The sequence below is a fragment of the Microcystis aeruginosa NIES-4325 genome (assembly GCF_008974145.1).
GTDB classification, from domain to species: Bacteria; Cyanobacteriota; Cyanobacteriia; order Cyanobacteriales; family Microcystaceae; genus Microcystis; species Microcystis aeruginosa_G.
The window spans coordinates 24,487-47,377 of sequence record NZ_BJKP01000029.1 but is presented as its reverse complement, the minus strand read 5'-3'; the positions used below and the strand labels follow the sequence as shown (position 1 = coordinate 47,377).

Sequence of the window (22,891 nt, the reverse complement as noted above, 5' to 3'; positions counted from 1 at the left end):
AGACTTCTTCAATGACTAATAGCAGTTTATATTGTCTTTTACTTAAACAAGTTAAGGAGGCTCCTAATTCAATTAGTTGGTCTATATAACCTAAGTTTCTTTGAATATATCCCAGTTGTTGACCAATGGCTTTACGTCTTTCTTTTTGAGAGGGACGACGTTTTTTAGCGACTTTTAAATAGTTCTTTCTCGCTATTTTTCGGGAAGTTCTTGGTTTCTTAGTTAACTTTTCCTTGACTTCTAGGTAGAGACAATCTAGGATTTTTTCCGTTCCTTGACGAGCTTGATTTAATAGGTCTAAATCTGTGGGATACTTAATATCAGCGGGCGCACAAGACGTTCGGCGATGCTCAGTCGAGCCGTCGCATCTAATCTTAATTTTCCTGCATTGAACCGCTCACTTTCTTCTCCTCGCTCTTCTCTTCTGGCATCAGATTCTTTGTCCTCGATAATTTCTCGGCCTTTTTTCACCATTTCTTGGTTAATTTTGTTAAGGACATTTAACTTAATTCTTTTCCGAAAATATACCATCATTGAGGCATCAAATGGGGCTTCTGTTTGATAGTTTGTTAGCCCAATAAAGTATTGTAAGTAAGGGTTTTCCCTAATTTGTTCGACGGTTTCTCTATCACTTATTCCTAATCTTTCTTGAATAATTAATGCGGACATTGCTACCCTAAATGGTAAGGCGGGCGCACCCTTGTTTTCGCAGAAGCTTTTTGCGTACTCTTCTTCAAATTTTTCCCAGAGAATTAAGTTGGCCATAATAACCCAACGGTTTTCATCTGATAGTTTTCCGCCAAAGGGCAGTTCAAATGATTCGGGTTCTGATGGAGTTGCGGTCGATATACAATACATCTGCACTGAATGAAAAAAAGTGCTTGGCTTTTAGTGTATTTTACCTTTTTTTGGGCCTTTTTTCTCGACTTTATTGAGTCGAAACCTTTTTCCTATCGGCATTTCAGGCTTTTTCAGCAAGCCCTAATTATCAAAGGTTTAAGTGTGTCACAAGGGCGTGAGAACCGCTATATTATAGGTGCTTATGATATCTTCACGATCGTTCAAAGATTATAATCATGGATTTACTTGCCAATCCCGTTGCTTTGTCGCGGATACAATTCGCCATCACCGCTATTTTCCATATGCTTTGGCCGGTGTTAACCACTGGTATGGGCATTTATCTAGTTATTGTCGAAGGATTATGGCTAAAAACCCGCAATCCTGACTACTATCATCACGCTCGCTTCTGGTCAAAACTCTACATTCTCAATTTCGGCATTGGAGTTGCTTCTGGTTTACCCATGGCTTTTCAGTTTGGCATGAATTGGGCGCCTTTTTCGGAAGCAGTGGGGGACTTTTTCGGAACTATCCTCGGTTTCGAGGGAACCATGGCCTTTATGCTAGAGGCTAGTTTTCTGGGAATTATGCTGTTTGGTTGGGGACGAGTTCCCCCTTTAATTCACTTCCTAGCGACAATTCTCGTCGCTTTTGGGGCTAATCTGTCCACTTTCTGGATTTTAACCGCTAATTCTTGGCTGCAAACCCCCGCCGGCGGCATCTTCGTGGATGGTAAATTTATCGTTCAAGATTACCTACAAGCGATTCTCAATCCCTTCATGGTTAATAGTTTCCTGCATATGTTTTTCGCTACTCTGGAAACTTCTTTATTCGTCATTGGTGGGATTAGTGCTTGGTATTTGCTCAATAAACGTCACATTAGCTTTTTTAGTCGTTCTCTCAAAATTATTCTTACTCTAGCGATTGTTATCGCCCCCTTGCAAATTTTTGTCGGTCATCTTAGTGCCGAACAAGTGTATCACTATCAACCGGCTAAATTAGCCGCCATGGAAGCGCAATGGGAAACCATTCCTGCGGGAGAAACTGCCGGTTGGAGTTTGGTTGCTTTACCCAAGGATAAAGCGGAGACAAATAGCTGGGAAGTGAAGATTCCTAATGCTTTGGGTTATCTTTTGGAATTAAAACCCAAGTTATCGGAACCTGTTCTCGGCTTAAAAACGTGGAAATACGAAGACAGACCGCACATGGTGGGGCTAATCTATTATTCCTTCCGGATTATGGTCGCTATCGGTCTTTTTCTTGCGTCTTTAATGGCTGTAACTGTCGGGCAATGGCTGCGCGGTCAATTATCTAACGAAAAAATCGACAGTCAAAAATGGTTACTACGCGCTTGGGTTTTTGCAGCCCCTCTGGGTTATCTTGCGGTTGAAACCGGTTGGATTGTCCGTTGTGTCGGTCGTCAACCCTGGACAGTTTACAATCAAATCCGGACGGTGGATGCTGCTTCTAAACTGCCCGCAGGCGAGATTTTAACTTCTCTAATCGGAATTACGGCGATTTATGTCGTTTTCTTGGTTTCTGCTCTCTATTTCGGCAGTCTTATTATCCGTCAGGGACCAAATCTTAACTTACCACTGCCGGGGACTCAAGAGGAAAAAGTGACCTCACAGGAAGCGAATCCCCGTCCCCTAGAAGCGCAACAATAGGAGGAACTATGGAACCGTTACAGTATTTTTTGCCGCAAATTTGGTTTTTTATTCTGGGTTTATTCCTGTTTCTCTACGTCCTCCTCGATGGTTTTGACTTGGGGGTAGGAATTCTTTCCCTGACTTCCTCTTCCGAGAAGCGTCGCAGTATTTTAATGACCAGTTTGGGCAATGTTTGGGATGCTAACGAAACTTGGATTGTTTTGATGGGGGGTTCCCTGTTTGGGGCGTTTCCCCTAGCTTACGGGACAATTTTAAACGCTTTATACCTACCAGCAGTGATTATGGTGGTGGGGCTGTTATTTCGGGCTGTTTCCTTCGAGTTTCGTGAACATTCTCGTCGTAAGTTGTTCTGGAATTATGCCTTCGGACTCGGCAGTTTTTTGGCCGCCTTGGGGCAAGGATTCGCCCTCGGTGCGGTTTTTGAGGGCATTAAAGTGGATGAATTGGGTCATTTTGCCGGCGGCCCCTTTGATTGGTTAACATGGCGATCGATTCTAGTGTCTCTAACTTTAATCCAAGCTTATGTTTTAGTGGGTTCCACTTACCTAATTCTGAAAACTACAGGTAATTTACAGGAAGTTCACTATAAAACGGCAAAAATTGCCGCTATTACCACTTTTATCGGTGCTATCTTTATCACCATCAGTACACCGCTGCTTTCTGACCATATCCGTCAGCGTTTATTTGACCCTCGACTAATTTACATCTTTATCCTCATCCCGATTTTAGCTGTGGTCTTACTGGGTTTATTACTGCGGAGTTTGCAACTAAAGGAAGAAAACACCCCGATGGTCTGGACAGTATTGCTGTTTATGCTCTCTTTTATCGGTTTGGGATTGTTGATTTTTCCCGATATTATTCCCCCCTCAGTAACAATTTATCAAGCGGCAGCCGCCCCTAGTTCTTTGGTGTTTATGCTGACTTTTGTGGGGTTTTTAATCCCAATTTTACTGGCCTATACGGTTTATAATTACATCATTTTTCGGGGTAAAATTACTGCTGAATCCTACGGAGAATAGATGGCGTTGCCGATTTGAGATATCAATCTTCTTTGGTGGGATTTTTAAAACCTAGACCCAAACTAACGGGTGTAATTGATACTGGTTTGTACCAGATCACCGCAGTTTTGATATTGGTAATCCCGTGTTTTTCCTGTCACAAAAGGGAGTTTTTGGGGAGAGTGATTCCCGAATCGACTTCAGGAATAACTCTTACCATTGACGTAATAATCGCGGGTTCCCTTCGCATCTAAGGCCTCACCGAGACGGGCAATGGCATGGGCGTAGGCGGCGGTACGCAGAGATATATCGAACTCTTGGGCGAAAGACCAGACTTTTTCGGCTTCTGTCACCATTCTTTCTTTTAAGCGCTCGTTTATCTCGGTTAATTGCCAATAAAGACCGCTGCGATTTTGCACCCATTCAAAATAACTCACCGTTACCCCACCCGCATTCACCAGAATATCGGGGAAAACGAGAATCCCTTTTGCTTCTAAAATGCGATCGGCTTCTGAGGTAGTGGGACCATTGGCCACTTCAAAGATATATTTCGCTTGCACGCAATCGGCATTTTCGGCGGTAATTTGGTTTTCTAGGGCGGCTGGAATCAAAATATCCACATCTAGGGCTAATAATTCTTCATTACTAATCGCCTCGTGTTCCACGATATTACACACGCTATCCTGACAGTAAATAGCAGTAATTCCGCGATGTTCCTGTTTATACTCACGAATACTGGCAATATCTAGCCCTTTTTCCCGATAAATGCCGCCCTGGGAATCACTTACCGCCACCACTTGATAACCAGCTTTGGCTAAGAGATTCGCTACTACGGCCCCAGCGTTACCGAATCCCTGGACGGCTACGGTAGTATTAGCGGGTTTTTTGTCTAATTTCGGCAAAAGAGAATGAATAACATGAAAAGCACCCGTTCCCGTCGCCGTATCGCGACCGCGACTGCCTCCCATGGTTAAAGGTTTCCCCGTCACCACCGCCGGACTAATTTTACGCTGAATAATGCTGTACTGGTCCATCATCCAACCCATGATCATCTCGTTGGTATAGACATCGGGGGCAAGAATATCGACATCCGGACCGATAAAGTCGGCTATACCCTCGATATAGCCCCTGCTAAGGCGTTCTAACTCGGCTTTTGACAATTCTTTCGGATTGAGGGTAATACCTCCCTTAGCCCCACCAAAGGGCAAATCCAGCAGGGCGCATTTAAAGGTCATCCAAAAAGCTAGGGACTGTACCTCATCAATGCTGACGTTGGGATGATAGCGCACCCCTCCCTTGCCAGGGCCGCGGGTGTCATCGTAGCGGACGCGGTAGCCTTGGAAGATTCTTAAAGTGCCGTTGTCCATACGGACGGGTATGGAGACGCTAAGACTAGCTTTGGGATATTTTAACCGCTCGATCGCATCATCGGAAATGGAGACATACTTAAGGGCGCGTTCTAGGCGACTGCTGGCATCGGTAAAGAGTGATTTCGACATGATTTTTTTCCCCCTATCTATCCCCATTAGAACATGGAAAAACAGTATATTTCGCTACAGTTTATTTTTCTTAATTAGGAGGTTTCTCATAAAGATTAAGCATAACTGGATCGGGTATTGACGACCGACGAAGGACTGCCCAAAAGGAAAACTTCCTACCTCATTATTAAGATCAATGCCAGATCAAGCTAAAATTGCGAGGCCGAGGCGGGCAATTAGAGGGATAATAAGACCAGTCCTAACCTCTATCCCCTGACTGGTAACTGATCACTGATAAGCGATGGTCAATATTTCTAATCAAGTTACACCCAATTGGGGACTAGCACCCCTGGCAAAAGCCTCCGATGCCCAAATCCTAGCGGCGATCGATATTGGCACAAATTCGGTTCACATGGTAGTAGTGAAAATTGAACCGTCTTTACCCGCTTTTACGATTATTGCCAGAGAAAAGGATACGGTCCGCCTGGGCGATCGAGATAGGAAAACTGGTAAATTAACCCTAGCGGCCATGGAAAGAGCGATCGCCGCTTTAAAGCGCTGTCACGATCTGGCTATTAGTCTCCATGCGGATCAAATTATCGCCGTTGCCACCAGCGCCACCCGGGAAGCGGCCAATGGCGACGAATTTTTGGCTTTAATCGAGAAAGAAGTCGGTATCTCCGTAAATCTCATCTCTGGACAGGAGGAAGCGCGCCGGATTTATCTCGGTGTCGTCTCGGGGATGGATTTCCAAAATCAAGCCCATATTATTATCGATATTGGTGGCGGTTCCACGGAATTAATCTTAGCCGATAGTCAAGAAATTCGCTTTCTTAGTAGTACCAAAATCGGCGCGGTGCGTTTGACCCAAGATTTCATTACCACCGATCCCATTAGTCCCACAGAATTGGCTTATTTAAGAGCATACACCAGGGGAATGTTAGAGCGGGCAGGGTCGGAAATTAAACATCATTTACAGCTGGGAGAAGTGCCGCGTTTAGTGGGAACTTCTGGGACGATTGAAACTTTGATGACTATCCATGCTTTGGAGAAGTTGGGGTTAATTCCAAATCCTTTAAATGGTTATCAATTAACCCGCAAAGATGTCAAAGAATTAGTCAAACGTTTCGCCACTTTGGACTATCATCAAAGACTGGCAATTTTGGGGATGTCCGATAAACGTGCCGAGATAATTCTAGCTGGTTCGATCGTGCTTTTGGAAGCGATGACCATGTTAGATGTTGATAAGTTGATTCTCTGTGAAAGGGCCTTGCGAGAAGGGGTAATCGTCGATTGGATGCTGACCCACGGTTTAATTGATAATCGGTTACTTTATCAGAGTGAAATCCGTCAGCGCAGTGTCTTGAAAATAGCGAAAAAGTATCAAGTTAATTTAGAATCGGCCGAGAGAATAGCAACATTTTCCCTGTCTTTATTCGAGCAAACCCAAGCACAATTACATTCTTGGAATCAGGAGGCTAAAGATTTATTATGGGCGGCGGCAATTTTGCATAATAGTGGTTTATATGTTAGTCATGCTGCCCATCATAAACATTCCTATTATTTAATTCGCAATGGTGAACTGTTGGGCTATACGGAAATAGAGTTAGAAGTTATCGCTAATATCGCTCGTTATCACCGCAAAAGTAAACCGAAGAAAAGGCACGATGATTTTATGAAATTAACGGAATATTATCAGTATATGGTCAGACATTTAAGTGCTATACTGCGCTTGTCCGTGGCTTTAGATCGACGACAAATAGGAGCAATTAAAAAGATTGAATGTAAGTACGATCCCGAATATAGAACCCTACATCTGCATCTTTTTCCCAATAATGCTGAAGATGATTGTGCTTTAGAATTGTGGAGTTTAGACTATAAAAAACCTGTTTTTGAGGAAGAATTTGGGGTGAAAGTAGTGGCAACTTTGGCATTTTTACCCTGAAACCACGAGCGGTGATCGGTTATTATTGACCACCAATGGTAGCTTGAAATCAGCAAGATGGAAATTTTCGAGACTTGTTACCTATTATTCTAGGTCAAGATTATCGAATGCGGTAAATTGATAATTTTTGTTGATAATCAAGCAGGAAAACCGTTAAAAACTGCCAGGTTACTGTTATAATCCAGAGGGAATAGGAACGCAGGAAGAAAAGGAGCAGAAAAACTTGTGCAATTAGCTAAAATTGGCCGCTTGATCGCTCTGGGTTGCTTGGGAACGATACTGACTAGCTTTCCTGTCCTCTCGGCCGAGAGAATCACTTTTATCTTAGCGCCCTTTAGTCGTACCCTAGAAATTAGTTCCCTAGAAAACTTTGCCAAGACTGGCAGAATTGACGCTAATCTAAGACAATATTTAGGTAATACCACCCCCGAACAACAAAAAGAATTTCGCCAAGCTTTAACCACAAGTAAAGAAATTAATCCCGTCCTGATCTCGCGCTTTTTTAACACCACAATGGGGGAAGATATTCTCAACCTTTTAGGGGAACTGATCACCATTCAAGGGGATATTAATGGTAAATTTGCCCTGCGTTCTGCCCTAATTAAATCAGCTTTTGAACCAGGAGGGGTAACTATTCTTAACCTGCTGCGTAATCTGCCCACTAATATGCAGATTGATGTGACAAGAGTGCAAAGATTAGCCCGGGCGATCGATACCGTCCTGAAAGCCACCACAGTATTCACGGAAAAGGTGGCGCAATTATCCTTAGAAGAAGCTAAAAAGGCCAGTGAAATTAATTTTACCGCCATGACCGACCCCCGACAACCAGGACCGCAACAAGTGGAACAAATGCGGCTGGATTTAACCGATAGCCGTCGTCAGAGGGAACTTTATCTAATCATTGTCAAACCGAAGGGGCAATTAACCCAGAAAACCCCCGTTATCGTCTTTTCCCACGGTTTAGCTTCCCGTCCCGAAGATTTTGTCCGACACGCAGAACACTTGGCCAGTTACGGTTATCTCGTCGCCATGCCCCAACACCCCGGCAGTGATACTATACAGGTGCAGAATCTGCTCGCCGGTTTATCGCGGACGGTTTTTTATAGCAACGAATTTGTCAATCGTCCATTGGACATATCTTTTGTGATCGATGAATTGCAAAGACGCAACACTAGGGAATTTCAGGGGCAATTAGATCTAGATCATGTGGGAGTTGCTGGACATTCCTTCGGCGGTTATACAGCCTTAGCCGTGGGTGGGGCGACGATCGATTTCGAGAATTTACAACGGGACTGCCAAAGAAGATTAGCTTTTCTGAATGTCTCCCTCTTGCTGCAGTGTCGTGCTTTGGATTTACCCCGAGAAGAATATAACTTTCGCGATCGGAGAATAAAAGCGATTTTTGCAGTTAATCCCTTTAATTGGAGTATTTTCGGGGCTAAAGGACTAGGTAAGATCGAAATTCCCACTTTTGTAGCGGCAGGAACCTACGATCCCGCTACTCCCGCTATTTTTGAACAGGTGCGCTCTTTTCCCCTGATCAATACCGAAAATAAATATTTAGCTCTGATTGAAGGTCAAGCTCACGTCGATTTTTCGGTACTAGATGCGGGAATTAACGAAGCGATCGAATCCGTAGCCGATCTTACCCTGCCGGCACCCTATGTGATCGATAGTTACGCCCATTCCCTATCTTTGGCCTTTTTTGAGGTGTATATTCGCAAAAACCCCAGCTATAAACCTTTTTTACAGGCCGCCTATTCCCAATATCTCAGTCAAGGCCAGGAGTTTAGATGTTTTCTGATTACCCGCGCATCCTCGGCGGCTTTAGAACAACTCATCGAAGATTTTATCTCTCAAAATGTCCGTTAATCAGTTATCAGGAGATAGGAGATAGGAGGCAGGTGTTAGATGTTGGGGTTTTGGGGTTTTGGGGTGATAGGGTGATGAGACAACTTCCCGACTTCCCTACTTCCCAGTATCGGTCGGGAATTGGGCGGTTTAAAACTGTAATTTTAAGAATTAGTTTGTTGAGGGCGTTTAAGTAGTAATTGAATAGCCAAAAGAATTAAACCAATGGTGACAAAAGCAAAGATAAAGGTTCCTAGAGAAGCTAAACCAAAAACTAAAGTGCGGACAGCGCTGCCAATTCTCAAGGCGATCGGACTGTGAGCAACCATCGGTTTTGAGTAAAAAGAATGACCGATCGCTGCCGTGAGATAATAGAGAATTGTCCCCAATGCGGACGAAATTGCCGCCCCAACTAAACAGCGAGTAGGAGTAACTTTTTTGGGTTCTAATTCTGTGGTCATTACTTTTTAGTCCTCAAATTTTAATTCTATTGCCTTATTGCTACGGCTAATCATTTTCAATCGATCGGCGATGATCGCGATTCATTCCTATTCTGACCTCTTGAGCGTGCGTAACAGGGAACCGAAATTTTTCCAACCGACTAGGCTTAAACTAGCACAAAGAGTGGCTAATAAGCTGTTGACTATCTAAATTACTCGTTAAGACTGCACCGGAGAAGGCTTCGGCCGTGAGCTTTTGTCGAACGCAAAAGCTCACACCGAGGTCCGAACGGGAGCACTGGAGCTTTTTTGCTGTGATCGGTAAACAGTAAACCTCCTGCAAAAATCGCAACTCCGCAATGTAAAACACTCAAATGTGAGGTACAGCAGATTGATAGTGAACACTCATTATATATTAATAAATATAAATAAATATGAAGTAATTTAAGTTTCAAGAAGAATGAACCCGATCTTTTTTAGGATGGGGGTAAAACTGATTTTCAATTTCTCAGGTTGAAAGATTAATCCAGATTAAGCTATCTCAACGATAAGAGGACAAGCCAATGTTTGAAGATTTTACCTATATTACCGATGAGGCTTTTTTAGAGAATTATTGGTGGGAAGAAAAAGTTATCTGTCACCGCTGCCAAGGCAAAGGAAGAATCTATCTAGAGACAGAGAATGAATCCGTCCCCTGTAAATTCTGTGAGGGTAAAGGCATTATTCAACGAAAACAAGAGGAAGCTAACTATTCCTAAAAATCTCTATAATTAGATACCATAAATTAAAAATCTTCTTGAGTTAAAACCTCTGGCTGACATTGTTTAATTTCGCTGTTAATTCCCAGAGCGGATTCCGATTGTAGGTCTTCGATATAACCGGATTGATGGGATAAAGCTTCAGAAAAACTCTCAAACGGCCCAAAATAATAGAGACATTTCGGCTGACTGGTGGTGATCTCTACCCACCAGGGTTGAGGAGGTAAACTAGGCTTGATCGGGACAGTTTCTTGGTCAAGAGGCTTTATACTGAGAATCTTGGCCCCTTGGCGCAGGAGGCGCTGTGTTTCTTGACTCATGCGGCTTTTAGGCACTCGCAGGACTGTCCGGGAGAAGCGTTGAGGCCAAGAGCCAGAAGAACCCGAAAAAACAACTTCATAGAGAAATATTTGATTCTCTCCCTGATTATTAGCCTCTAGCATACAGAAAAGATTCTCTTTTGGGGATAAGGGTTAAAAAAACAGACGCTACTTTGAGCAGATGACTCAAGCAAAATCATCTCCTAACAGAGTAGCGCATCTTGATACCATAGCATAGAGCGGCAAAAAGTTAAGTTTTGACCTACTCTTCCCTCAGAGCATAGCTTGACGGGAGATTCTTCCACAGGAAGAACCCGATAGAGTTCTTTATTCAAGATACTGTAGCCGAATATATGGCAGTTATCTTAATAGTGAGGTACAAAGTTTTTGTTTTCGGGAGTCGGTCGTCGATACCAAATCCTGTTATACTTCATCTTTATGAGAACCCCTGTCAATAATATTGACGACAAATAGAGTTTTTTAACAAATATGCATCCACCAAAATTAAGCTTAGGAACCAGATTATTTTTATCCCATCTCCTCGTTATGGTGGTGGGATTGAGTAGCTTTATTATCATTGCTAAATTATCTTCTCCGCGAATGTTTGTTTTGCGTTTGGAACAGTTAGAAAGGCAGGGATTTTTTACCGTGCGATCAGCGAGAACTTTCTTGGTTAGGGGTTTTGAGACAGCTTGGGATAGTAGTGCTATTTGGTCATTCATTGCGGGAGGAAGTACGGCTGGTTATCTAAGTTTTTTGGTTTCTCAACGCATTATGAAACCGGTAAAACAAATGAAACAAATCACTAAAAATTTTGCTGAAGGGGATTTATCGGCGCGAGTTCCAGAAAGCGAAATTCCAGAATTAAATCAATTAGCCATTAGTTTTAATCAGATGGCGATTAGTTTAGCTGATGTGGAAAAACGGCGCCAGGAATTAATTGGTGATCTTACCCACGAATTACGCACCCCTTTAACTGTGGTGCGGGGATATTTAGAAGAATTAGCCGATGGTGCGATCGAACCTAATCCAGAACTTTATCAGAAATTAGTCAAAGAAACCCGCAGATTAGAACGTTTAACCCACGATCTACAGGAGCTATCGCGAGCGGAATCTGGTTATCTCTCGATTAAACTGCAACCTGTTAATTTATTACCTTTGTTAAATTCTCTCATCGAAAAATTTGCCGATCAATTATTAGAAGATGGACCGAATTTACAGTTAAATTGTCCCCCCAATTTACCATCTGTCATGGCCGATCCCGATCGCCTGGAACAAATCTTAGTGAATCTGCTCGGTAATGCCATTCGTTACACCGATCATGGTGCAATTACCCTGCAAGTGACAAGGGACAAAAACCACCTACAAATTGCCGTTATCGATACGGGAATTGGCATCGCATCCGAAGATTTACCCTTGATTTTCGAGCGCTTTTGGCGGGCCGATCGCTCTCGTTCCCGTTATTCTGGGGGTAGTGGTATCGGTTTAGCGATTACCCGTCGTTTAGTGGAATTACACCAAAGTCAAATCGAGGTGGAAAGTCAATTAGGTAAAGGCAGCACTTTTCGTTTTTCCCTAGCAATATCTCCCAATTTTCAGTGAACAGTAATCAGTAATCAGTAAACTGAAAACTCACATCTGATAACTGATAACTGATAACTGATAACTGATTAAATGCCGTGACTTTTGCCGATTACCCAATGACGACGGAAGAAGCGAGAGAGCGAAGTTTCTTCTAAGGATAAGTAAATCGGTCTTCCGTGGGGACAGGTGCGGGGATTACGGGTATTTTGCCAATCATCGAGTAATTTCTGCATTTCTTCTAAACTTAAAGCTGTACCGTTGCGGATCGCACTCCGGCAAGCGGTAGCAACCTGAGCGGTTTGTAAATCGCCCCCTAAACTTAATTCTAGTAAAGCATCAGCCCGATCCTCGCGTTCTTTTAGTAGAACAGGAATACTACGAATTGCCCAAGAGCGATCGCCAAAACTAGCAACTTCTAATCCTAAACGTTGTAATTGTTCGATTTGTCGAGTAGTTAACTGATTTAAGATGATCGGAGTATCTAACGGCACAATTGCCCAGTTATCCTCTAAACGTTCGTATAAAACCCGCTCATGGGCAATATGTTGTTCGACTAACCATAATCCGTTAGGATGTTCGGCAACTATGTAAGTTTGGTGAATTTGGGCCAGTGCCTTTAATTCCAGCCGATTTTTCCTGGATTTCTCCCCTATTGTATAGGTGCTTTTTTCTTCGGCAGCCTTGAGAATTTGACTGACGCGCTGATTTTGCGCTTTTTCGGGTATATGTTCGGGGTTTAGTCCTAACGCCTTGTCTATGGCTGAAATTATCTGTTCTTGCCAAAAAATGAGGTTATGCAGGTATATTTCTGCTTTAGCTGGGTGACGATTCCAGTCGATCGAACGAGGGTTAAGATGTAGATGGAGGAAACAAACGGGATAGCGATCTTTAGGGACTGTACGAGCGAAGGCTTGAAATATTGCCTGTTCTAACTCCGATGAACGCACCATTCGCCCATTAACAGCAATTTTAACCCAATCTGGTTGATGGCGAGAAATGCGATCGGGCAAACCAATGACTAATTCAATTTGGGCGGATTCTGCGTCAGGAGTCGTTAAGTCAAGTTTTAGAGATGCTAAATCGTTAAAATGCAGAGATTTAACTAATTGCGGTAATATTTGACTGGCATCTTTACTCGGACTAATGCGTAACCAATCTTGATGATCTTGGAAAACCTGCCAAGTAATTTGGGGATGACAGAGAGCAAAATTATGGATTAAAGTCTGTATATCCTTTAATTGTTTGTTAATTGACGGTAAAGCTTGACGACGGACGGGAAAGTTACCAAAGAGATTCTCTACCGTCACGATAGTGCCGATAGCTATAGGAATCGTTTCTAAATTATCCGGCTCGCCTTGGTGATTGTAAAGACAATAACAACCTAAATCCTCGTCATGGCGACTGGCAACCCGCAGACGCGCCACCTGTGCGATACTGTGCAAAGCTTCACCACGAAATCCGAGACTGGTAATCTGCCAAAGATCGTCCCGTTGGCGGATTTTGCTGGTACTGTGGGCATAGCTACACAGTTGCAAATCTTCTCTAGACATTCCCCTACCGTTATCCGATACTTGTATTCGCCAGTTTTGGGGAGATATATCGATGGTAATCCTATCTGCCCCCGCATCAATGGCATTTTCGACTAATTCTCGCACCACAGCGCCTAAAGAGTCGATTACCTCTCCTGCGGCAATTAAATCGATTACGTCTTGGGGTAAAACTTGTATGGGCAAGGTCATCAATTAATGGTTTTAGCCAAGGGCAAACTCGGTATATTGTCGCACATGGGGCCTATGGTAAGCTAAAACGATGTCTTGTTTGGGAACTCTCCTCGCTACCAATTTATCAGCGATCGCTGCTGCCGTGCCGTCCTGCTGCACCCAGATTTTATTATTGATAATATCAACGGGAATTATACAGACCTAAATCTGCGTGATTCTGTCACTCTAACCAAGATAAAACAAGAGATAATGATACTGTTTGGTATTAAGAATTACTTCGGTTTTAACGGTATAAATAGGTGCCAGTTTACCATGGACAAATCTTATAGTTTGATTACATTAAACTCTCGTTTTATTATTAATTAAGAGCGCAAAATTTTATATTTAAGATCGACTTATCTACCCCAATTATCTTTTATCTTGCGATTGACTAACATCTCAACTATAAATTCCCTTTTCTTGGCGTATTCGTCCTCGTCATATTGGGTAAAAATTTGCCTAGTATGTCCTCTTTGCTTGCTAAAAGCCCTCTTCAGATCGACTTGTGCCAGCCGCGCCAACAATTGCCAAGCATCACATAAATTACTCTTACCATCCCCATTAACCCCAGTAACTACAGTAAGCATCCTAAATTCCATTTCAAAATTATCAAAGTATTTAAAGCCATGAACTTTAATATAAGTAATCTATAGTTTTAGGCAATAGGTAATATTAAAACATCAGCGAAGCATTCAACAAATTCTCAAAAGGGAAGGGAAGTTTTATGACGAATACCACCATACTGAACAATTTTCTCAACTTTCGCCTGATCCTTTCCTACTAAGTAGTCGTGCAAAATTAATTTCTTGGTTAGGATAGGCAATAGGCAATAGGCAATAGGCAAAAGCTTTATCGAAATGTGTAATTAATTTTGCTTAGGTACTTAATAGGATGCGTTCCTTGCTGTAACTCTGACTAAGCAACTAATCGACCAGGGAGAACGCACCTTACCGAATCAATTCCCGATAGTATGGAATCTTAGTCTAACAAAGCCCAAGCACAACAGCTTATCTAGCTCAAGGCCGCCAGCTGACGGCCGACGACTAAAAATTAACATTGCAAGAAAACTTAACAATTGGCCAAGAAACTCGATCGAGTAGGTAGAATAGCAAGTAAATCATTTTGTAAACTCCAGCCGATTAATTAACCAGAATAGAGATAACCCAGAACGCCTGTGATAGATAAAAGACGCACTACTCGCGATCTCCCCCAAATTAACGAAAGAATCCGCTTTCCTGAAATCCGCGTTATCGATAGCGACGGCTCTCAACTAGGCATTATTACTCCTGCCGAAGCTTTACGCGTGGCCGAAGAAAAGGAACTTGATCTCGTCCTCGTCAGTGAAACGGCAAGTCCTCCCGTTTGCCGGATTATGGACTATGGGAAATACAAGTTTGAACAGGAGAAAAAAGCCCGCGAAGCCAAGAAAAAACAGCATACAGCCGATATAAAAGAAGTTAAAATGCGCTATAAAATCGATGAGCATGACTACAACGTGCGAGTCAACCAAGCGCAACGTTTTTTAAAAGCGGGAGATAAGGTAAAAGCGACGATTACCTTCCGAGGACGGGAAATTCAACACTCTAACCTAGCGGAAGAATTACTGGCGCGCATGGCCAAAGATTTACAGGATGTAGCTGAGGTACAGCAAGCGCCAAAAAAAGAAGGTCGTAACATGATGATGATGTTATCGCCGAAAAAATAATTAACTAATCCAGAAAAAGGGGTTTTATCCCCTTTTTTTTCAGAAATACCGAGAGGAAACCAATAATTTAAAACAAATGTATTATCCGAGAATTAAGTCTCTAGATTGAAATCACAGGCACTCAAACCAAATCCGTTTTTAATGGTATGATTAACTCCCAATCGAACTTTAAAAACCCAGTTATGGATTGTTTCTCCGCATCTCTGGCGTGCCCCTCTCCCTGCTCCCTGATCTCCTATGCCTTTTAAACAGGATTTAGTATCAAATGGGTTGACCTAGTGGCAAAAGAGTATTAGAATGGCTCTATTATCAGGTCAATGACTCTGGATTTAGACATAATAAGCTGCCCGCGTATCTAAATTAGTCTAGGTGGATGTGGATAAGGAAATGGAGAAAGCCAGAACACTGGAACAGTAAAAGGATTGTCCGCTTTTTTGGCCAACTTAACAACACCCAGTTTAAATGCGTCTTAGCTTAATTCTAATCCAAATGGCTTCAAGATGGACTACTATGAAACATAGGTGTGTAAGAAAATCTGTATAAATAACTACAATTTTGGAGATTTGATTGTGAAATATAATCTAGACCAGAACAGAGCGCGGAGAGACCGAGAGTTATTCGATGCTATTGCCCTCAAATACGCAAAAAAGGATATTTATCCACCTTCAAGGAGAGCGCGGGCTTTAAGATTTGTCCAAACCCTTAACAAAATACACCTCAACAATCAGTCTGACATTTTGGAAGTGGGGTGCGGTGCTGGCTTTACTGCTGAGTATCTGCGTGGACGCTACGGAACCTATACGGGACTTGATTATTCTCAAGAATTAATCTTGAGTGCCCAACAACGAAATCGATTCTCCAATGCCAGCTTCCAAACAGCAGATTTTTTTGATTATCAAACAGATCATCTCTACGATGTCATTTTCATGATCGGTGTTCTCCATCATATGTCAGATTTGCCCGCCGCTCTGGAAAAATGTCTATACTTGTTAAAACCAGGTGGTTTTCTTGTAGTCAATGAACCCCAAGATGCCAATCCTCTCTTTCAATATCTTAGACAAGTTCGGACTAAGATGGACAAATCCTACTCCGCAGAACAGGAGCAGCTTGATGAAGCACAATTGTTAAAACTATTCCGCTCTTCTGGTTTTGTCAAAACTCTGTCTTATCCGCAAGGATTTTTCTCTACTCCCTTTGCAGAAGTCATGCTTTCTCCACAATGGTTGATGAATCCAATCAGTCAGGTCGCTTGTTTGGTCGATCAAGTATTGGAGAAGTATCTAAGTGGTATTATGAGCAAAATCGCTTGGAATATCGTCGTCTGCGGTCAAAAACCGTTCTAAGCTGTTAAAAATTTAGGTTTATATACTTTGCACTTTCACAACTTGAACTTTTTCCCCAAAGGTAATAGTCCAGAAGAAAGTTCGGCTCTTCTGGTTTCTGTGTGGAGGGAAGAATAATAGGGATAATTTTATAGAAATATAGTCTTCAAAGCCTTGCCTAGCAAGACTCCTACGAATGATAATCAGTGCTTATCACACAAAGTAAAGAAGAGCCGAAAGTTAGACTTGAAAAAAAGACAAAGGAGAAAAAAATGCTCTCTCTCTACATCATTGTGTAAGCTTTTTGTTAATGTCACATATTGGGTGCAAGCATTGCGCCCCTAAATTACCCCATATTAGTTGTTATGTGGGGGCCAGGGCATAAGCCCTCCCTCAGATAACTTTTTCTGATAACCATAAGTAAGGGAGGGCCGATAGGGTTCTTCCGTAACCATTTATTGATTATTATTCATTCTTAATTCTCCTGACTACTGACTAATGACTCTCTAACCTATCAGGACAATTTTTGACCCTTACCAGAGGTCTATTGAGGGTGAATGCGTGGATGGAGTAAACACTCAACTGGTTGACCGTTTTTTAAATGTTCTTCGACAATCTGATTGACATCCTCTGGTTTAACACGACAGTACCAAGTTTCTTCAGGAATAATTCTCACCGTGGGGCTAGTGCTACACTGTCCTTGACAACCACTGGTCATAACGATGACATCTTCTGGGAGAGCTGCCGTTTGCCAAGCTAAAAGAAGCTCGGACGCACCCTCTACCAAACAGGAAGAATGCTGACAGACCATGACAAATCGCTTTTGCGGATAAGACATATTGCCTAAAAAGTTGAAAAATTAGAGAGTTCCCTGGCGATATTCTTGGGAGCAGCTTTGAGGAAGCATACCTTTATTTTGCCCCGAATCCCCGATACTATCAATATAACTGAACTTTCCCATATAAATATACTAGCTATGGCTAAAAGTCTTACAGAGCCTGAGTTAAATCAATACAATACTAATGCCCTTTGCGATGATTTGCGGCGAAAGCAGGCTGAGAGCGGTAGGCAAATCATCTCACGTCCATTAAAGCAACCACGTCAGTTACAAAGCGATCCCCGAAGAGCGTGATCGCCGATATCGTATTGCGATCGCTGATCAGGTGGGACGCGTCCCACGCACCCTTGACTTTTGAAACTAAAAATGATCCGTTACGCACTCGCTAACACATCCTACCGTTATTCGTCGCCAATGTTGTCGGGACTCACCATTTCCTTAATTTTTTGAAAGAAGGAGCTTCCAGTCGGGTATTCTGGGACTGCTCTGGCGCTGCCATCTCCCTAAATCCTAGATCTAAAAAAGACAGGCTCAATGCCTGTCTAAAAAACAAAACAAATTACCTATTAGCTAACCACAAATAAGGAGTTTTTGGCGTCAAATTTCCAAGCAATACCATCGGGATCTCTGATGCGACTCCAATCGGCAAATTCTGCTTCCGATTTATTTTTCTTGTTTCTACCCAAAACGGCCGGGGTAACTCCTAAACGTTTAGCCAAATCCGCCAAACTCATCGATGAGATGGTTTCAGATACAGTGGTTAGTGATTCTTCCCTAACTTCTGCTTCTGATTGGGATAAAGAACTGTCAGGACTGTTTAAACTAGGATTAATTATCTCCTCCGGTTCTTGAATTACCGTTTCTTGAACAGCGATCGCTGCGGTATTTCCTTCCTCTTTTTCCTCAAATAATTTACCTAAATTAGTCAGGGATTGGGAGGAGGAAATAACAGGAACCTCCGGGACAGAATTTTCGCTTTTTTCGGCGACAATCAGGGGGGATTTAGCCTCCTGGGATTGCTCTAAATTGGTCAGAGGTGATCTCGATGCCGTAATCGCAGGAACTTGTTTTTCCTCTATTTCTTCTAAAGAGGGGTCACTCTCATCAAAAATACTACCCAAGGTACTGGCGGTGATAAAGTAATAGGCCATACCCTTATCGCCTACAGCTTTTTTTTGCGCTCCAAATTCCTCAGCTTTTTTGTCTAAAAATTGTCTGGCTAATTTGGCCGTGAGATTGGCTTTTGCCGATAGGTCAATCGGGGTGAGACAACCTTGATTGTCCTGTAAAAGTTGATTGAAATAGGGGTTAATCACCGTCGATAATTTTGACCAGCGATAGTCTTGCCACACCTTGACCGCCAGGGTTAAGAAGAAGACAAGTAGGATCAATGGCCAAGCGGTAAAAACAAGGATGATTAGCACCGCTAGGGGGATGATGAGGACGAGAAACCCCGCCGTTTGACGATCGATAATTTTTCCAGTCATAATTTCATAAGCTGCCAGAATTAAAATTCTTAATGGCTAGTTTGACTATCTCCTGCCATAAGTGTATATGACCAGTTTAGGCTTTATTGGTCACGCCGGTTAGTTCTAGTCGTTCAAACATGGCAAATCGTGCCTTCAAGGCCAGAGAATCATCAAGTTTTGTTAAAAAAACGGGTTTTTGATACTTTTGTTCTAAAGCTTTTGTGATTAACCAATCGGCTAAAAAGGGATTTTTGGGTAGTAGGGGACCGTGGGCATAGGTAGCGATCGCATTGTGGTAAAATGCCCCTTCATAACCGTCCTCTCCGTTATTTCCGTAGCCAGTAATCACCTTTCCCAAGGGAGAAACGGTCTGTAAATAGGTACGACCCCCGTGATTTTCAAAGCCAATTACTAGCGGTTTTTCCCCAGTCATAGCTTTTATTTCTTCCGCTAAGGGAGAGGCCGTAATTTCAAAAACCACGTTACCGATACAGCGTTTCGCATTGGGGCCGGGATGTTTACTTACTAGGTCTAATAATCCCAATCCTTCGATTCTTTGACCGAAAGCTGGTTCGTAATAATGCCCTAATAATTGTGGGGAACCACAGGTAAAAACCCCCGGTATTCCTGCCGATAATTGTTCTTTCATTGCCGCCGCTTTTTTACCCTGTAAATCCCGCATAACGATCTCCTGTTGCCGATCCTGCGCCCCACCCCCAACAATTATATCTACTTGGTAAAATGTCTCGGCTTCTGTTTGAGCATCTAGGGGAATAATTGTCACAGGAATATCACGCCATTGACATCTTCTTTGGATAGTAATAACATTACCTCGATCTCCGTAGGTACTCATTAAGGTTGGATATAACCAGCCGATTTTTAGTTCTAGTTCTTGCATAATTTCTTAGGGGATTAGGGGATGAGGGTATGGGGGATAAGAAACAGTCTGTATCTCAAGTTTGTATAAATATCGAAAATTATTACAAATATATAAACAACTGCGTGTAAGCATCTCACAAAAAAAGCTAATGTAAGCTTGCGCTTATGTCCCCCTTTTCTAATTTCTACAAAATCTTTCGACCTGTGAGAATCTCTCGTACTTCTAACATAGCAGAATAGGTGGGTAAAATATGTAAAGTTTCCTCATTTTTGGTGTTATTAAGGGCAATTTGGATCGCCTTTTTTAGATCGGATTCAACAATTAAATCAACCGGATAAGCGAGACTATCCTGACTATATTGTAAGCGCAAAGCCATGTCATAAAGTCGATCGCCCGTTACTACTAAAGTTGTTCCCAAACGGGTTAATTTTTCCGTATCCACATCCCAAATCCAAGAAACATCCGTCCCGTCGGGGATGCGATCATTGAGAACTAAGAGAGTAGTAGAAGACTTTTCTTTCTGTAAAATATCGGCCACGGCGCGAATTGTTTCATTCATACCCACGGGATTCTTAGACAGTAAAATTCTAACTTTTTTACCCTCAATTTCTAATTCTTCCGCTCGACCAAAAGCCGCTTTAAAACCCTGAACTGTCTCAAAAATTTCTCGATCTTTAATACCCAATTCTTGGGCTACTAAACCAGCTGCTAAAGTATTATATTTATTATAAACACCGATTAAAATCTGCGGCCAATCGTGACTATGAAAAGCAGGATTACTCTTTTTAAAGCCGCAACTAGGACAACTAAAATCCCCTAAATGGGAGAGATAAACCCCGCGATAATCCAAAGAAGCACCACATTTAGGACAGTAAATAGAATCGACAGCGTGGGGAATTTCTTCTAGATATAATTCCGGCTCACTTAAGCCAAAATATACAACTCTTTGGGGCAGTTGTTGACCCAAATGGGAAAGGGTCGGATCATCAGCATTGAGAATCACTAAAGTATCGGTGGGTAGGGGAGATATGGCCCCTTGCCAACGGCGACTAATTGTATCCACTTCCCCATAGCGATCAAGTTGATCGCGAAACAAATTAAGAGCTAAAATAGCGCGAGGACGACAATCTTTTAAAACCAAAGGGAGAATATTTTCATCCACTTCTAAAATGGCATAATCAGCCTTTAAAGTGCCGAATAAATTGGCATCGGCTAATAAAGCAGTGATTAAACCATTAATTAAATTTGCCCCAGTGGTATTATGGGTGACTTTTGCCCCCTGACGCTCTAGAATAGTTCTTAGCAGTAAGGAAGTGGTAGTTTTTCCATTCGTGCCAACCACCAAGATTACCCCCCGTCGGACTTGCCCACAAAGTAGCGGCAACAAACGGGGATGGAGACGACGGGCAATTTCCCCCGGCAAGACGCTGGCAGCCCCTAAACGGAGTCCTTTAACCACAGCAGTAACGGTTTTAGCCACTGCTACGGCTATCCCTAAACGGATGCGATCAAACAATTGCATGAAGTGAGATTTTTATAGCTGTTTCGTGATTTTACCCCTAAAAGAAGACCCGTAAACGGGGCAAGTTCCCATTGATTCTTTTCTACCGACAAAAAAGACAGCCTATAATATAGGTAAGTTTGGGGCCGATTCTACCGCACACGACATTTTAGGGCTAGGGCTTATGGGTTTATTGACAAGATTGGGGATTTCACTGGGATTACTCGCCCTAGGGGGTACTGTGGGTGTGCTAGGAAATCAGTATTTAAGCAGAAAAGCACCCCTAGAGGTAAATAAACCGCCGGCAATCCTCCCCGCCTCCCTCTCTCTCCCTGTTATTCCCCAAACCGACGGTAATGTTAATTTTATCGCCCAGGCCGTGCAGAAAGTCGGGCCGGCGGTGGTGCGGATTGACTCGGCCCGGGAAGTGGCCGACCAAATTCCCGAAGAATTTAAACAGCCCTTTTTTCGGCGCTTTTTTGGTAATGAAGTGCCGATTCCCAAGGAGCATTTGGAACGAGGAACCGGTTCTGGATTTATTGTTAGTACAGATGGATTACTTTTAACTAATGCCCATGTGGTGGAAGGGACAACCCAAGTAAAAGTGACTTTGAAAAACGGTCAAACCTATCAGGGTAAAGTATTGGGGGTTGACAATATGACCGATGTGGCCTTGGTGAAAATTGAGGCGGAAAATTTACCGACGGTGACTTTTGGCAAGGCCGAAACTTTAATCCCCGGGGAGTGGGCGATCGCAATTGGCAATCCCCTGGGCTTAGATAATACGGTGACAGTGGGCATTATTAGCGCCCTAGGACGCACTAGCAGCGAAGTGGGGGTTCCAGATAAACGGGTTCGTTTTATCCAAACCGATGCCGCTATTAACCCCGGCAATTCCGGCGGCCCGTTGCTAAACGCCAAGGGGGAAGTTATCGGTATTAATACGGCAATTCGGGCCGATGCCCAGGGTTTAGGGTTTGCTATTCCCATCGAAACCGCCCAAAAAGTGGCAGGACAGCTATCTAGTAAGGGTAAAGCGGAACATCCCTACATCGGCATCCACATGGTGACGCTAACCCCAGAATTACGGCAGCAATTGAACGAAACTAAAGAATTAAACTTTAATATTGACCAAAATGAAGGGGTAATCGTCCTGCGAGTGGTGGAAAATTCCCCCGCCCAAAAAGCCGGGATGCAAGCCGGTGATATCATCGAAACTGTGGCAGGAAACCCCGTTAAAACCGCTTCGGATGTGCAGCAAGGTGTAGAAACCAGTGCGATCGGTGGTAATCTGGAAATCGAGATTAACCGCAGGGGTAAACAACAAACTCTCACCGTTCAACCGGGGGTTTTTCCCAGCAAAACTAGCGATTAAAGCAAATACCAGACCATCCTGGCAACTGGGGCAAAAAGTATTAAGTGTACGGTAAAAGGTGGACAGACTTGCGAGCAAGATGTGAGTCAGCATCGTTTCAGTATATAACCATGAGCAGGATGGAAAGGTTGACAAAGCTTTGTCCTAGTGGAACGTCAAG

18 protein-coding genes and 3 pseudogenes are annotated in these 22,891 nt (G+C 43.0%); 9 read left to right on the top strand and 12 right to left on the bottom strand.

Translation table 11 applies throughout. From position 1 onward, the window contains the following. Nucleotides 1–858: pseudogene (locus MiAbW_RS20195) on the bottom strand (transposase); the annotation flags it as partial. Nucleotides 859–1,076: 218 nt separating this feature from the next. Between MiAbW_RS20195 and MiAbW_RS14845 the strand changes: the two are divergent. Beyond that, on the top strand, nt 1,077–2,504 hold the full coding sequence (locus MiAbW_RS14845; RefSeq protein ID WP_151696733.1) for a cytochrome ubiquinol oxidase subunit I: 1,428 nt from the start codon (nt 1,077–1,079) through the stop codon (nt 2,502–2,504). Nucleotides 2,505–2,512: 8 nt separating this feature from the next. Then, nucleotides 2,513–3,526: a cytochrome d ubiquinol oxidase subunit II gene (gene cydB / locus MiAbW_RS14840; protein ID WP_151696732.1), complete on the top strand. Its 1,014-nt coding sequence runs from the start codon at nt 2,513–2,515 to the stop codon at nt 3,524–3,526. Between the two features lie 76 nt (nt 3,527–3,602). Here cydB and MiAbW_RS20585 read toward each other — a convergent pair. Both MiAbW_RS20585 and MiAbW_RS14830 read right to left on the bottom strand, forming a co-directional pair. Next, nucleotides 3,603–3,704 (bottom strand): annotated as a pseudogene (locus tag MiAbW_RS20585) (phosphoribosyltransferase); the annotation flags it as partial. Between the two features lies 1 nt (nt 3,705). Beyond that, on the bottom strand, nt 3,706–5,004 hold the full coding sequence (locus MiAbW_RS14830; protein ID WP_194163186.1) for a Glu/Leu/Phe/Val family dehydrogenase: 1,299 nt from the start codon (nt 5,002–5,004) through the stop codon (nt 3,706–3,708). 280 nt (nt 5,005–5,284) lie between these two features. Between MiAbW_RS14830 and MiAbW_RS14825 the strand changes: the two genes are divergently transcribed. Both MiAbW_RS14825 and MiAbW_RS14820 read left to right on the top strand, forming a co-directional pair. Continuing rightward, nucleotides 5,285–6,928, top strand: coding sequence for a Ppx/GppA phosphatase family protein (locus MiAbW_RS14825; RefSeq protein WP_151696730.1), 1,644 nt, complete (start codon nt 5,285–5,287; stop codon nt 6,926–6,928). A gap of 225 nt (nt 6,929–7,153) precedes the next feature. Further along, entirely contained in the window at nt 7,154–8,800 is a 1,647-nt protein-coding gene (locus MiAbW_RS14820) for an alpha/beta hydrolase (RefSeq protein WP_151696729.1), read from the top strand. A gap of 143 nt (nt 8,801–8,943) precedes the next feature. Here the strand turns inward: MiAbW_RS14820 and MiAbW_RS14815 are convergent, their stop codons facing one another. Then, nucleotides 8,944–9,240, bottom strand: a complete 297-nt coding sequence (locus MiAbW_RS14815) for a DUF3082 domain-containing protein (RefSeq protein ID WP_151696728.1) — start codon at nt 9,238–9,240, stop codon at nt 8,944–8,946. Nucleotides 9,241–9,782: 542 nt separating this feature from the next. On the opposite strand from MiAbW_RS14815, the gene MiAbW_RS14810 reads away from it, so the two are divergent. Next, a complete protein-coding gene (locus tag MiAbW_RS14810; protein ID WP_151696727.1) occupies nt 9,783–9,977 on the top strand; it encodes a hypothetical protein in 195 nt (64 codons plus the stop codon). A 26-nt stretch (nt 9,978–10,003) separates the two neighbouring features. Here the strand turns inward: MiAbW_RS14810 and MiAbW_RS14805 are convergent, their stop codons facing one another. Next, nucleotides 10,004–10,420: a DUF1816 domain-containing protein gene (locus MiAbW_RS14805; RefSeq protein WP_151696726.1), complete on the bottom strand. Its 417-nt coding sequence runs from the start codon at nt 10,418–10,420 to the stop codon at nt 10,004–10,006. 366 nt (nt 10,421–10,786) lie between these two features. On the opposite strand from MiAbW_RS14805, the gene MiAbW_RS14800 reads away from it, so the two are divergent. Then, nucleotides 10,787–11,899: a sensor histidine kinase gene (locus MiAbW_RS14800; protein ID WP_151696725.1), complete on the top strand. Its 1,113-nt coding sequence runs from the start codon at nt 10,787–10,789 to the stop codon at nt 11,897–11,899. A 68-nt stretch (nt 11,900–11,967) separates the two neighbouring features. Here the strand turns inward: MiAbW_RS14800 and mutL are convergent, their stop codons facing one another. From mutL to MiAbW_RS14785, 3 genes and pseudogenes are all read right to left on the bottom strand, one after another. After that, nucleotides 11,968–13,620, bottom strand: a complete 1,653-nt coding sequence (gene mutL, locus MiAbW_RS14795; RefSeq protein WP_151696724.1) for a DNA mismatch repair endonuclease MutL — start codon at nt 13,618–13,620, stop codon at nt 11,968–11,970. Between the two features lie 12 nt (nt 13,621–13,632). After that, nucleotides 13,633–13,761 carry an element excision factor XisI family protein gene (locus tag MiAbW_RS20730; RefSeq protein WP_202981361.1) on the bottom strand — a complete coding sequence of 43 codons (129 nt, stop codon included), beginning with the start codon at nt 13,759–13,761 and terminating at the stop codon, nt 13,633–13,635. A gap of 206 nt (nt 13,762–13,967) precedes the next feature. After that, a pseudogene (locus MiAbW_RS14785) lies at nt 13,968–14,240 on the bottom strand (AAA family ATPase); the annotation flags it as partial. A 575-nt stretch (nt 14,241–14,815) separates the two neighbouring features. Here MiAbW_RS14785 and infC point away from each other — a divergent pair. Beyond that, entirely contained in the window at nt 14,816–15,346 is a 531-nt protein-coding gene (gene infC, locus MiAbW_RS14780) for a translation initiation factor IF-3 (protein ID WP_002797889.1), read from the top strand. Between the two features lie 569 nt (nt 15,347–15,915). Then, nucleotides 15,916–16,689 (top strand): class I SAM-dependent methyltransferase, encoded by a 774-nt coding sequence (locus MiAbW_RS14775; RefSeq protein WP_172967381.1) that lies wholly within the window; start codon nt 15,916–15,918, stop codon nt 16,687–16,689. A 523-nt stretch (nt 16,690–17,212) separates the two neighbouring features. On the opposite strand, the gene MiAbW_RS14770 is transcribed toward MiAbW_RS14775, so the two are convergent. The 4 genes from MiAbW_RS14770 to MiAbW_RS14750 form a co-directional block, all read right to left on the bottom strand. Next, a complete protein-coding gene (locus tag MiAbW_RS14770) occupies nt 17,213–17,506 on the bottom strand; it encodes a (2Fe-2S) ferredoxin domain-containing protein (RefSeq protein WP_151696722.1) in 294 nt (97 codons plus the stop codon). A 566-nt stretch (nt 17,507–18,072) separates the two neighbouring features. Further along, nucleotides 18,073–18,993, bottom strand: a complete 921-nt coding sequence (locus MiAbW_RS14760) for a hypothetical protein (protein ID WP_151696720.1) — start codon at nt 18,991–18,993, stop codon at nt 18,073–18,075. 76 nt (nt 18,994–19,069) lie between these two features. Continuing rightward, on the bottom strand, nt 19,070–19,873 hold the full coding sequence (locus tag MiAbW_RS14755) for a type 1 glutamine amidotransferase (RefSeq protein WP_151696719.1): 804 nt from the start codon (nt 19,871–19,873) through the stop codon (nt 19,070–19,072). Between the two features lie 166 nt (nt 19,874–20,039). Continuing rightward, the gene (locus tag MiAbW_RS14750; protein ID WP_151696718.1) at nt 20,040–21,377 is read right to left on the bottom strand and encodes a Mur ligase family protein; all 1,338 of its coding nucleotides are present in this window, start codon (nt 21,375–21,377) and stop codon (nt 20,040–20,042) included. A 163-nt stretch (nt 21,378–21,540) separates the two neighbouring features. Here MiAbW_RS14750 and MiAbW_RS14745 point away from each other — a divergent pair, with 163 nt between their 5' ends. Further along, nucleotides 21,541–22,731, top strand: coding sequence for an HhoA/HhoB/HtrA family serine endopeptidase (locus MiAbW_RS14745; RefSeq protein WP_151696717.1), 1,191 nt, complete (start codon nt 21,541–21,543; stop codon nt 22,729–22,731). Nucleotides 22,732–22,891 lie beyond the last annotated feature (160 nt).